Annotated in this window: 6 protein-coding genes; all 6 read left to right on the forward strand. The window is 36.6% G+C overall.

Annotated elements, in window-relative coordinates:
* Nucleotides 1-355, forward strand: a 355-nt coding sequence (locus I600_RS18615) for a gliding motility-associated C-terminal domain-containing protein (protein ID WP_157490941.1), incomplete at its 5' end; no start/stop codon positions are given.
* 13 nt (nt 356-368) lie between these two features.
* Entirely contained in the window at nt 369-1,322 is a 954-nt protein-coding gene (locus I600_RS18620; protein ID WP_058106079.1) for a PorP/SprF family type IX secretion system membrane protein, read from the forward strand.
* A 15-nt stretch (nt 1,323-1,337) separates the two neighbouring features.
* Nucleotides 1,338-3,278, forward strand: a complete 1,941-nt coding sequence (locus tag I600_RS18625; RefSeq protein WP_058106080.1) for an OmpA family protein — start codon at nt 1,338-1,340, stop codon at nt 3,276-3,278.
* Between the two features lie 263 nt (nt 3,279-3,541).
* Complete coding sequence (locus tag I600_RS18630) at nt 3,542-7,993, forward strand: Calx-beta domain-containing protein (protein WP_058106081.1); 4,452 nt, start codon at nt 3,542-3,544, stop codon at nt 7,991-7,993.
* Between the two features lie 207 nt (nt 7,994-8,200).
* Nucleotides 8,201-13,849: an FG-GAP-like repeat-containing protein gene (locus I600_RS18635; protein WP_058106082.1), complete on the forward strand. Its 5,649-nt coding sequence runs from the start codon at nt 8,201-8,203 to the stop codon at nt 13,847-13,849.
* Nucleotides 13,850-14,305: 456 nt separating this feature from the next.
* On the forward strand, nt 14,306-14,830 hold a 525-nt coding region (locus I600_RS18640), incomplete at its 3' end, for a hypothetical protein (protein WP_157490942.1).

The raw sequence follows: 14,830 nt of genomic DNA on the forward strand, positions 1-14,830 counted from the left end.
AACAATAGAAATAAATGTGGTGAATGATAATCCTACTGATCCAACCGACAATGTCATTGAGGTAAATCAATTGGTTACACCGAATGGGGATGGCAGAAATGAATTTTTGTTTATTAGAGGAGTTGATAAAATTCGAAATAGCACTTTAAGAATCTTTAATAGATGGGGAGTAGCGGTTTATGAAGGTGAGAATTACAACAATCAAAATAATGTTTTTGATGGAAGATCAAGAGGGCGATCAACCCTAAGTGTTGAAGAATATCTTCCATCCGGAATTTATTTCTATATTTTTGATTATACAACCCTTGATGGGGAAAGTAAAGTAGATAGTGAATATCTGTATATTAGTAGATAATAGATTATAAAATATGAATATTAAGAATAAGGTTTTAATTCTATTTGGAGGTTTACTACTTGTTTGTGGAACTTCTTTCGCCCAACAAGATGCACAATATACCCAGTATATGTTTAATACCATGAGTGTAAATCCGGCTTATGCAGGTAGCAGGGGACAATTAAGCATAACAGGTTTATACCGATCGCAATGGGTAGGTTTAGAAGGTGCTCCAAAAACACAAACCCTCAACATTCAATCTCCAATTAGAAACAGCAAGCTAGGTTATGGTGTTTCAATTGTAAATGATGAAATAGGTGATGGTGTTGTACAAGAAACATATTTTGATGCTGTAATTTCATATACCATAGATGTATCCGCAGAAGGAAAACTTTCATTTGGACTTAAAGCAGGTGGTAATCTTTTAAATCTTGATTTCAATAAATTAAGAAATTTTGATTCGGAGCCGGTTAATTCAGATAATATAGAAAATAGATTCTCACCAAATGTTGGCGTGGGTCTATATTATCATTCTAATGAATTTTATGCAGGACTTTCAGCACCTAATCTTTTCCAAACGGAACATTTTGATAATTCTCAGCAAGATGCCAATTCTGTTAGGTTTTTATCTAAAGAAAGAATTAACTTTTATTTGATTACCGGTTACGTTTTTGATTTGAACGGCAATTTAAAGTTTAAGCCCGCTTTACTTACTAAGGTAGTTGGTGGCGCTCCGTTACAAGTTGACGTATCTGCCAATTTTATGTTTAATGAGAAATTTACATTCGGTGCAGCATATCGTTGGGATGCCGCAGTCAGCGCTATGGCAGGTTTCCAAATATCAGACCAATTTATGATTGGGCTTGCATATGATAGAGAAACCACTGATTTAGGTGGTACACAGTTTAATGATGGATCATTTGAGGTACTCTTAAGGTATGAGTTGGTAAAATCATTTCAAAAATTGGTTTCACCACGATTTTTCTAAAAGGCAATTTTATATATGAAACATAAAGTAAAGTTTATTATCCTAACCTTTTTGATTTGTAACGGATTGGCATTTGCCCAAGAGCGATTAATTCAAAAAGGAAATGAGAAATTTGAATCATACTCGTTTAGTCCGGCAATAGATATTTATAAAAAGGTCTTGGAAAAAGGATATGTTTCTGCAGACTTACTACGTAAATTAGGGAATTCTTATTACTATAATGCCGATTATAAAGATGCAGCAAGTATATACAAGCAGTTAGTATCGGATTACTCAAATGAAGTAACTGCTGAAGACTATTTTAAATATGCTCAAGCATTAAAATCAACTGGCGAGTATGACACCTCCAAGTCTATAATGAACAAGTTTATAGATATAACTAAGAAGGATGGTCGAGCAACTGCTTTTAATGATGAAGCGGATTTTATGGCTGATATAGAAAAAAATTCAGGGAGGTATAATTTGGGTCCTTTTGAATTTAACTCCCCTTATTCAGAATTTGCTCCTTCATTTTATAAAGAAGGTTTGATTTTTTCTTCTGATCGAGATACAGGTAATTTTGCAAGATATCGTCATACGTGGAATGCTAAAGATTTTTTAGACTTATATGAGGTAAATGCAGATAGTTCTTCCTTAAATCAAGTTAAAAAGCTTGGGGAAAATGTAAATACCCGTTATCATGAGTCGACCTCCGCAATAACAAAAGACGGTAAAACTTTATTTTTTACGCGCAATAATATAGAGAAGCGAAAGACTGTAAAAGATGAAAAGGGAATCGTACGTTTAAAAATTTTACGTGCGCAAATGACTGATGAAGGAATATGGGGCGAAGTAGAAGAGCTACCGTTTAATAGCGATTCTTATTCTGTAGCAAACCCTGCTTTAAGTCCAGATGAAAAAACCTTATATTTTGCTTCGGATATGCCGGGTACGTTTGGAGAATCGGACTTATTTATGGTTTCAATCAATCAAGATGGCACTTTTGGTACACCACAAAACTTAGGCTCTAATATTAACACGGAGGCAAGAGAGACATTTCCTTTTATAACAAGTGAGGAAATATTATATTTTTCATCTGATGGTCATCCTGGTTTAGGTGGGTTGGACGTTTTTGCAACCAAAATAAAAAGACAAGATTTTTCAGGTAAAGTATTTAATTTAGGTAAACCTATAAATAGTAGCAGTGATGATTTTACTTTTATATTTAATGAAGAGTTAAGAACGGGTTATGTTGCTTCCAATCGAGATGAGGGATTAGGTAATGATGATATCTATAGTTTTACGGAGACAAAAGAATTAATTTTTGATTGTAATCAAAAAGTTACTGGAACGGTTAGGGATAAAATTTCCAATGAAGTTTTAATAGGGGCTACAGTAAAAGTTTTGGATGAAAACAATGAAGAATTACTATCGACCATAACTGATTCTAAAGGTAACTATAGTTTAGAATTAGATTGTCATAAAGGGAATTTTGTAAGAGCTTTAATGGAGGGCTATATTCCATTTGAAGAATATATAGGTGCATCGGATGGAAAACCTAAAATAATTGATTTTTATTTGGAAAGAGATCGTTTAACTGCTGGTTTTGGAGATGATTTGGCAAAACTTTTACAATTGAGTACAATATATTTTGATTTTGATAAGTATAATATCAGGAAAGATTCTGAGGTAGAAATAGAAAAGGTAATTGCGGCTATGGAAAAGTACCCAAGCCTAAAATTAAAAGTAAATTCCCATACTGATAGTAGAGGACCTGCAGCATATAATTTGTGGCTTTCTCAAAAAAGAGCAGAATCTACGGTGAATTATATGATTAAAGAGGGGATAGATTCTTCCAGACTTGTAAGTGAGGGCTTTGGTGAAACAAAATTGCTAAATGAGTGTGAAGATGGTATTAAATGTTCATCAGCAAAACATGATGTAAATAGAAGGTCTGAGTTTATTATTTTAGAATAATTTGTATAAAATACTACAATCAAAAGCAACTCTATTAGAGTTGCTTTTTTAGTTAGTAATACGCTTGAAAGCCTAGGATATTAGGTTGATAATAGACCAATTACCTAATAATTTTTTATTTTAACAGCTCCATTTTAGGTATTCACTTAGGTTATTTCCAACTTCACAACATTTATTGTGCCCTGCTTTAAGACATAGTTATTTTTACGGATGATATTGATTGTAGATAAACTTTGCATTTCAATACCCCCATTAATTTGATTATGAGATTAAAACAATTTTATTACTTAATTCTTCTTTTATGTTCAACTAGTTTCTTTGCTCAAGAGACATATTTGGATACATTTAGCAGTACTTCTTATTCAAATAATAACGGGACACAAAATTTTAGTGGTAATTGGGTAGAGCAAAATGATAATAATTCGGCATTCAATGGAAGAATAAGAGTTACTGGTGGAAGGCTTCGTTTTAGGAATTTAGATAGCGGATGGATTTATCGTTTTGTTCCTCTTGCAGGTGCGTCTTCGGCCACCTTAACTTTAGATTATGATGCAACTTCGGCAGGTGGCGAGGCAATAGACGTTTTTATGTATAATGCCGATAGTAATCAATGGAACTTTATTCAAAGGATTGATAATGGAACGGGTTCCATAACCTATAATTTAAGTGCGGCTGAAATCGATTCAAACCCTGCAATAATATTTTATCGAGGAGATACTAGTTGGGGTAATGCAGATACTATATATGTAGACAATGTTCAGTTTACCGCTACTTACGGCGCAGAGTTAGAAATAGACGATGTCACTGTAAATGAGGATGATGGTACAGCTATATTTACAGTTAGACATATAGGTAGCAGCACAAGTGCTTATAGTGTAAATTATACAACCAACGATATATCTGCCATTTCTGGTCAGGATTATTCTGTTTCATCTGGTACGTTAAATTTTAATGGAAATATAAATGATACGGAGACTATAACTGTCCCTATTACTGATGATACTATTTTTGAAGGTGACGAAACTTTTGGTTTGTCATTTACCTCTACAACGAATACAGATGTTGATATTACGGATACCGCTATTGGTACTATCTTGGCAAATGACGCTTTAATTATGACTGATGGGGGCTCTGCAACTACCTGTGATGATACATTTTTAGATTCTGGCGGTATCAGTAATTACTCTGATAATGAAGATTTGGTTTATACTATTTGTCCAGATACCGCAAATAATTATACGCAAGTTAATTTTGAACAGTTTGATGTAATTCCCGGTGATATTTTATACGTATATGATGGTAATAGTACCGGTGCAACTTTAATTGGACAATATGATAATGATAATGTACCCACACAAATTTTTGCCACTAATACTAACGGTTGCTTAACATTTAGGTTTACATCAAATAATAATACAACAGGTAATGGTTGGCAGGCCAGTGTTAGTTGTTCGCCTCCCGGACCTAAAATTGTAGTAGAAGACGTATATGTGGATGAAGATTCTGGTAGTGCTATTTTTACGGTAACACATGTACGTGATCGGCATGGTTATCAATCTTTCTTCTTTGGTTTTATAGAAACGCCGTTTACCGTAGAGTATATGGTAAGTGATGGAACTGCAAATAATGGTAGTGATTATATTTCTGTAAACGGAACACTTACATTTACCGGTGAGGTAGGCAACGTTCAAACTTTTTCAGTTCCCATTGTAGACGATGGCGTACCTGAATTAGTAGAGTACTTTACAGTAGGGTTTTCTGACGCAACGGCACAATATGCTTCTGTTGATTATAGTGACACCGCCAATGGTTATATTAATTCTCAAATATTGGCAAATGATCCCCTTACGTTATTTCAAGAATTTGACGGTTATTTTGATTATTCTACCACAGGTGGTTCGTTAAGAACAAATGATAATAATACAGATGCCTGTTCAATAACGACTTCATCTTCAAATACCCTGATTTCACCAATACCCAATACAGGCACAATAAAAAAAGCATACTTATATTGGGCGCACTCTAGTACGGTGGTAGACGGAACCGTTACTTTTGAAGGACAAACGGTTAATGCCAATTATCAATATCAAACTACGTTAACCAATAGAAATTTTTACGGTTATGTAAGTGATGTAACCGATATTGTTGAAGGTGTGGCAGACCCATCAACCAATGTATTTGATTTTTCTGGCTTGTCAGTAGATAATTCCAACACCTATTGTTCTTCTGCTACGGTATTAGGTGGTTGGACGTTGTTCGTTTTCTATGAAGACCCAAATTTACCAGCGGTGAACATTAATTTATATCAAGGTTTTGATGGTTTAAGTAATGACGGCAATTCTTTTACTTTAGACAGTTTTTATGCAATTGCAGGTGCTGGTGCCAAGGCATCGTTTTTATCTTGGGAAGGAGATTCTACCCTTGATGGTAATAGTTCGGGTACAACCAATCCAAATGGAGAACGATTGTCAATTACGAACCAAGCAAATCAGGATTTTACGTTAGCTGGTGATGGTGGTCAAACAGGTAATAACGCCTATAACTCTACAATGTATGATAATACAACCACACCAGATTACAATGTTAGTACAACGTATGGGGTAGATTTGGATACTTATGATATTTCAACTTTTGTATCACCTGGAGATTCTCAAGTTACGGCAAATGTAGATGTTGGTCAAGATTTTGTGATATCTGCGGCAGTTGTATTAAAAGTGCCTTCAAACCTAATTGCGGGTACTGTTTTTGAAGATGTAAATTACGGTGGCGGTCAAGGTAGAAATATGACCAATGCCAACGGTGTAGGTATATCTAGTGCCATTGTAGAATTATATGAAAGCGATGGAACTTTTGTGAGAAGAACTACTTCTAAAGTGAGTGGTGATTATAGCTTTGGGGGTATGGCAGATGGTGATTACTATGTAAAACTTGTAAACTCCACAGTTAGGTCAACCCGAGCAAATGGTATTAATTGTACTACTTGTGTACCTGTTCAAACTTTTAGAAGTTATGGGGATGTTAACAATAATATTGAGGTATTGGATGAAATTGGGGGAGCAGACCCAACCGCCTTCTCAGATTCTGCCTTAGGAGTTTTTGAAGATTCACAGAGTTTATCAATGGTAAGTATTGAAAGTAGTGGTGTAGCTAATATCGACTTTGGATACAATTTCAATACTATTGTAAACACAAATGAATTTGGTCAAGGTTCTCTAGAACAGTTTATTCTGAATAGTAATACTTTGGGTGAGGTTGGTTTGGATATTGAAGCAAATGCTATATTTGATCCCGCAGCAGAAGAGGATGTATCAATTTTTATGATACCACCTACCGGAGATAGTTTTGGAAGAACTGCTGATGTAAATTATAATGCTGCAGGTTACTTTGATATTTTATTGGATAATTCAAATACCTTTTCTGTAATTACAGGAACAAATACTATCATAGATGGTAGAACCCAAACGGCTTATTCTGGCGATTCAAACGCTGGCACAGTTGGTTCTGGTGGAGCCGGTGTTGGCATTGCAAATACGGCATTGCCTAATTATACTAGACCGGAAATACAAATTCATAGAAATGGTGGTGATGTTTTACGATTAAACGGTTCAAATGTCACGATACGAGATATATCATTATATGCGAATAATAATGCTGGGGTTAGAGTTCAAGGAGGTTCGGCAACCATTTCAAACAATTTGTTGGGAGTAAACGCGCTAGGTGCGTCTGCTGGAAACATAAATTATGGTATTGAGCAAACAGGTGGTGATTTATCAGCATTTTCAAATTATTTATCCTCAAATACCATAGCTGGTATTTTTATAGATGGTGGTACACGTAGTACCGTTCATTTCAACCATTTAGATTCCAATGGGAGCACCGCATGTGATGATAATATTCTTATAGAAGATGGTAGTACAATTGTCATTCAAGAGAATCTTATAGAATCGGCAGCAGCATCTGGCATTGAGATAAATAATGTAAACGGAGTTACGGTCTCCAACAATAATATTCTACTATCAGGTCAAAACGGAGGTGATTGTAACGGTAGCTACGAAGGTATGGCTTTAAAACTCTCAGGTGATGATTCTGTAATTGATCAGAATAGAATTTATTCTAACGGCAGTGAGGGAGTGGTAGTTCTTTCTGGTGCATCAAACACCATTTCCCAGAACAGTATTTATGCAAATGGTACCGTAGTGCCTAGCTTGGGTATTGACCTAGGTATGGATGGCGTAACCCTTAACGATAATTCCGATTCAGATTCCGGTCCAAATAATTTAGAAAATTTCCCAATCATAAATTCCGCGTTTATTTCAGGATCTAATTTGGTGGTTACTGGTTGGGCATCTCCAGGTAGTACAATTGAGGTGTTTTTTACAGATGTTAATGAAGGTACAGCTACTTTAGGAGATAATCAGTTGGGGCTTACCCAAGATTATGGTGAAGGTCAAACCTATATTGGAACAGCCGTAGAAGGTAGTGGGGATGACCAAGATGCTACAACCTCTTCGTATGCAGACCCGGACGGTAATACTGAGAATACTAATAAATATAAATTTGTATTTCCTTTGCCATCAGGCACTGTTGTAGGAGATTTAATTACAACCACTGGTACAAGAAGTAACTCAACATCTGAGTTTTCTCCAGAAATTATTATAAGCGCTTATACGGTAATTACTAATAGAAATATTACCTATCGTATTAAAGCTAATTAGAATTTACGCTAGGCTGTTTATATATGTGAACCCTGGCAGGGTTTGTTGCCTATTGGTTAGGCTAGGTCACTCTACATAATAGTATGAGTTCACCGTTAGATTATAAGCTTTTGCAACAATTATTTCACGCCTTGTACATATATTCTGATTTTTATATGGTAAAATCATGCTATAAACTCCCTCATTTAGCATAGTAAAGAAAAGTTAATGGAATTTTATCTACAAAAAAGGATAAAATTAGGGTTTGTTGGTTGTGTAATTATTGTTTTATTTTCGGGTATTGGACTAAATGCACAAACGAGCTTTACAGAAAGCGCGGCTGCTTTTGGCCTAGATTTAGGACAAAGAAAAGATGGTGGGCACGCTTGGTCAGATTTTGATAATGACGGTGATTTAGATGTACTCGTTCTCGAAAATAATAATAATGCCAACGTAAAAAGTTTCTTAATGCGCAACAATGGTAACAATACGTTTACCAATGTGCAATCAATTTTGGCACCCGGCATGTTAGGGGATTATGCCGAAAGACAAGCAGTTTGGGGAGATGTCAATAATGATGGCAGACCAGATTTCATGATAAATTCATCTGGTAATAGTAATGCCAGACAGGCTATTCAAATTTTTATTCAAAATACAGACGGTACATTCGGTGACGGTATTGGGGGGTACAACCCAATAACCATAGGTAGATCGGGTTCAACAATAGTAGTACCTGCAGTAAATTCAGAAGGCGTTGGTTTTTTTGATTTTGAAGGTGATGGTGATTTAGACGTTTTTTTTGATAATCATGATATGGGTATTGAGTTGTTGCGAAATAACTTTATTGACCATACAAATCATACTGTTGCAAACCCGGCACCAAATGCCTTGTTCACTCATATTACGACCGGTAACGGTAGTGGCGTAACTGAATTTGGTCTAAACCAATTTGCCACGGATGGGGATTATGGTACCGCAGCCGATGTAAATGATGATGGTTGGGTTGATATTTTCATGCGTAAACGAGATGAAAATGACTTTTTCTTAAATCAAGGTGGCTCATTTTCAAATGGAGCAGATCTAGGTCAGGCGGCCAACAATAATAAAGGGGGTAATGGATTATGGGATTTGGATAACGACGGTGATCTAGATGCGGTATGGACAGAGAATGGCCTTACGCAAATACATAGAAATGATGGGGGAGGGGTATTTACTCCTTTAGGAGCAGCTTCTTTTCCAGGGTTACCACAACCGGGTAATGTAAACAATGGTAGTTCAGGCGCTCGTATAGATGCTTTGTCAGGTGGAGATATAGATAATGATGGTGATATAGATATTATTTTAGTAGGTAACAGTAGAAGTTATTTGTACATCAATCAATTGAATAGTCCAACTCCCGCTCCAGGTGTAATTGGTAGTGGTGCGGCAATGAATTTTGCACTAGATGCTGAACAATTTAACTCAGGAAGAGACGGTGAAGGTACTACAATGGTTGATGTAGATGATGACGGTGATCTGGATATTTACATTAATATAAACAATAGTGCTAACCAATTATATATTAATAATTTACCGGCAGCCAATAGAAATAATCATCTATTGATAGATGTTACCGAAGATAGAGGTGCTAATGGTAATACAGGCGGTTTTTTAGGGAGGGTAGCCATTGGTACAAATGTGTTGATCAGAGATTGTTCGGGAAATATTATTAGTGGATTAAGACAAGTAAATGGAGTCTATGGTCATGGTACCCAACAACCGGAAGAAGTACATTTTGGTTTGCCTTTAGGTGAGAATGAAACTTATATTATAGAAGTTCATTATCCAAATTTTTATGATTCATCTGATCCTAGTGGCTATTCCAGATTAGTGGCTACTGCTATTGCGCAGCCAAGTACTATCGCAGGAACAAATCACTATACATTGACCACTACAGATGCTGAACTAATTGAAAATCCTAATGCCCCTGAGGCAAATAATGATCAAGAACAAGTATCATATGGAAATAATATATCGGTTCAGATAGATCTATTTGCAAACGATTCTGATGCTGACGGAGATGATTTTTCTGTTGAAAGTATTACTCAACCATCAGTGGGTTCTGTGGTTATAGATGATGCGGATAATGGCTTGGTAACATTTACGTATAATGAAGCAACACCTTTTCCCGGCGAAACTACTTTTGACTACACCATAACAGACTCTACCAATTCTCTTTGTCCCTCATTAGGAAAAAGTGATACGGCAACAGTACGGATCTTTGAGCCGTGTACGGACCCTACGGGTATAGATACTGATGGTGACGGTATTAATGATGTTTGTGATCTAGATAATGATAACGACGGTATTTTAGATGTCGATGAATGTAACATATCGGCCGTATTGGTTGATAATGGCGATTTTGGATATTGGATTTTCAATGCTCCGGGATGGACAGGAAGCGGTAATCAATGGAATATGGACACCAATAGGGCTTGGTTTCCTCAATGGAACGGTACGGGTACTGCCAGTTTTTATCAGACTATAAATGTAGTGCCAGGTGTTGAGAATACTATCACCTTTGACTTAGGAGCTGACAACAGTTATGGTCGCGAAGTTACCTTGAATGTCTTAATAGGTGGGCAGGTTGAATTTACCGAAACTTCCAATCAAATAGTTTCAGCAAACGGAGGGAGGGCGCAAAATAATAATGAAACCTTGAACATGTCAACAAGGACATTTTCATTCATTCCAACTTCTAATAGTATAGAACTAAGGTTTAATGGTATTTCATCTGCTACAAATCATGATAGAATGTATGTGGATAATGTAGTTCTTTCAACAGGTTGTGGTGATACCGATGGTGATGGTATTGTGGATATTTACGATTTGGACAGTGATGGAGATGGTTGTTTTGATGCTTTGGAAGGTAGCGAGAGTTTAAATTTTTCAGATTTAAATGGCGATGGAAGTATTTCAGGAGAGGTAGATAGTAATGGTGTTCCTCTGACGGCAAATGGTGGGCAAGGTTTAGGTAGTAGTAATGATTATACGGTAACAGCAGATGAATGTGATGATGATGGTGATGGTGTGAACAATGCAAATGATAAATGTCCTTATTTTGATGATGCCATTGATAGTGATAATGATGGCGTTCCCGACGGATGTGATAACGATGATGATAATGATGGCATATCCGATTGTGACGAGTCTTTAGAAAGTGTTTCTAGTCAGTTTGCATGGACATTAAACTCACCTTCCGGAAATTTAAATATGGATGCTACCTACGCTTCGGAAACAAATGATTGGGTTTTGGAGAATACAGATGCCATGATATTGAATACGTCTATATTTAATGTAAATGGAAGTAATATAGAAATACGGCCAATAACGGCAGTTGATAAAGAAGAGGCAATAATAAATGAAGATTATATAGAGGTTTCTTTTACTACTGGTTCTGAGGTATCCTCGTTTGAATTGAGCGGAATTACTTCTGGTTGGTATCAACCTTACAGGGGAGATTCCTATTATTCATCAGCGGTATTTACAAGAGCAGGTTCTAACGCGTGGACTACCCTTTCTACAGATGTTTTTCATACGGATAATGGTAGTAATTACGCCACATTTCAACATTTGGATATAGGGTCTGTTTATTTAGAGGCAAATACAGAATATACCTTTAGATTTTATGTCTATGGTCAAATTAATGATTCATCAGAAAACTACTCTATTATAGACGACATTCATTTTAATTTTATTGCATGTAGGTCTGGTAATTTAGATGGCGATGCATACCCAAATCATTTGGATGATGACAGTGACGGCGATGGGTGTAATGACGCAGATGAAGCCTATGCAAATACATCATCCGATGCAGATGGCAATGGTATGTATGGTTCAGGTATACCCACGGTAAATGAAAGTGGATTGGTAACGGCTGCTTCATATAGTGAACCTATTGACGGTGATAATAATGGTAATTATGATTTTTTACAGGTTGGGCAAGCACCTGTAATATCGGATCAACCAGAAGATGCCAATGCTTGTCCAGGTGGATCGGCTTCATTTAGTGTGAGCAGTTCGGCAGGAGATATGTATCTATGGCAAGAAATTATTAGCGGTACTTGGATTAATATCTCTGAAGGAGGAAAATATAGCGGTACCGATACAAATACCTTAACAATAACAAACACTTCGCTATCAGATCATAATAATAGATATAGGGTCGTGATATCTAATCCGGCTTATGTATGTGAAAATACTACATCAGAAGAAGCGGTGCTAATTGTTCAAGTGCCGATAGCAAATGCTGGTTCAGATCAGACCATATGTGATGGCGAATCCGCAACATTAACAGCTTCGGCTACTGGAGGAAGTGGTAGTGGTTTTACATATGAGTGGAGCACAGGCGCAACAACTCCAAGTATCACCGTTTCACCTTCAGGAAATACTAGTGGAAATGTAATGGTCAATTATACGGTTACCGTTACAGATAGTAGTGGATGTACAGATACAGATGAGGTCACCGTTACTGTTGAGCCTACACCTACCATCACGGTTACGAGCTCACCAAGTTGTAATTTTAGATTGTTTCAACCAACAACCTACTCTTTTGAAGTTACCGTTAGCGGTGGTACGGTAACTGCCACAGATGGTACGGTAACCAACGTTTCGGGTGATGTTTGGAGAATAGCAGATATTCCCGATGGTACAGATGTGGTTGTGACTTCAACACAAGGTAATTGTAGCAGAGATTTAACAGTAACGGCACCAAACTGTGTTTGTCCGGTAGTAGATCCTCCTACTAGTGACGGTAATAAAGAATATTGTCAAGGAGATACAGTACCTGAAATTTCTGCAAGTACGAGTGGAGGTACAGAAACTATAGACTGGTATGATGCTTCTTCAGGAGGTAACTTACTTCAAAATAATAGTTTAACATATCAGCCGTCTTCGGCAGGAACGTACTATGCCGAAGCGAGAAATACTTCTACAGGTTGTGTTAGTGGTACTAGAACAGCTGTAACAATTATCGAAAATTCACCTCCTTTGGCTAATGCTGGTTCAAATCAAACCATTTGTGACGGTGAGTCCGCAACATTATCAGCCACGGCAACTGGTGGTAGTGGTTCTGGCTACTCTTATGTTTGGAGCACCGGGGAAACAACACCTACAATAACTGTAACTCCGACAGGCAATCCAAATTCAAATACTACAACAACGTATACCGTAACCGTAACAGATGCTAATGGATGTAGTGATACCGATACTGTTAACGTTACTGTTTATTCTAATCCAACCGTAACCATAAGTACTGATAATGCTTCTTGCGGAATAGATAATGGGGCAATTACCTTTAATTTTCCAGACCACCCAAATAGAACCGGTATTAAGTTTAGTATCGATGATGGGGCAAATTATACCAGTGCGGCAGATAATAGTGGCAGTTATACGTTTTCAAACCTTCCTGCAGGAACATACCCGCTATGGGTACGCTGGGGTAATAACGCTTGCCCGGTAAGCTTGGGAGATTATGATATTAATACAACCCCGGAAGTTATGGTTGTAACACAACCAGTGGATCGGACTGTATTAACTGGTGAAAATGCCCAATTTACGGCTAATGTAACCAATGCGGATACATATCAATGGCAAGTAAGTGTCGATGGGGTTAACTATGTAAACTTAGTGGATGATTCTGAGCATTCTGGTACTCAAACGTTAACTTTAAATGTGTTGAACGTTCCTAAGGAAAAAGAAGGGTATTCTTATAGACTTCTCGCCTCAAATTCCGGTACATCTTGTACGGAAACACCATCTAACGCAGCATTATTATTTGTAAATGTTAGAACTGTAATTACAAATAAACGTATAACATACCGTATAAAACCTAATTAAAATTTAGTGCTCCTTCTTTTGTAATTCGTTGAATGTGGAAACTCTAAACCAATGTTTTTTTAAGCATATAATTATAGGCTAAAGAAGGTTTGTTTAGAAGTTTAGGTTATCGTTTGCATTAATGTTAAACAGTACTTTTTTAAGTGGTCAATAAAAAGTCCTTGGTTTTTTATAGAACCAAAAACTACCCGAATAACAGTGTATACTCGACGAACGACAATAACATTTTGCAAAGTTTTAACATGTCTATACCTCATATATATAAGACTATATGTCATAAATATTGGCTTACACAACATTTATTTTAGTGAGCACTACTTAAAATGAATATTTGTGTATTGTGATTACCATAGATCCATCTAGTATGAATCGATTATTAATGTTTTTTGGTAATTACCTTTTTTTAAGACCTATATGATCAAAGAATTTTTGAAGGTGGAATTGAATATTAAAAGTATGAAAAGTCGAACTACTACAACCTTGGGTAATGCCATTAAATTTACAATGGTGTTATTTGCATTACTGCTATCTGGTATTTCTATGGCACAGACGACCGTGACCCTAGAGGATCAATGTAATTGTGAAGTACTTCAGGGAACTGATGTTACTGCACCAGGTGGTGTAACACCTGAAGGAGCGGATTTAGGAGATTTGTATGTAAATACGGATACCGGTACAATCTATTTCTGGGATGGTGATTCTTGGGAATATACATCTACAGATGCAAATACAACCAATGCTTCCTTGACTGAAGATGGGGTAAACTTGATTCTGACCGATAGTGACTTAAATACAGTTTCAATTCCCTTAGCGGATATAGCAGCAATTGTAGATACAAATACTACTAATGTAACTTTTACAGTAAATAGTACTAATGGGACTTTGGATATCATTGATTCTGATAGTAATGTAGTAGCTGTTCCTTTAGCAGATATTGCAGCACTTGTTAATACCGACGAACAAGAAGGTACGGAAGTCTTG

The organism is Maribacter dokdonensis DSW-8 (genome assembly GCF_001447995.1).
Lineage (GTDB): Bacteria > Bacteroidota > Bacteroidia > Flavobacteriales > Flavobacteriaceae > Maribacter > Maribacter dokdonensis.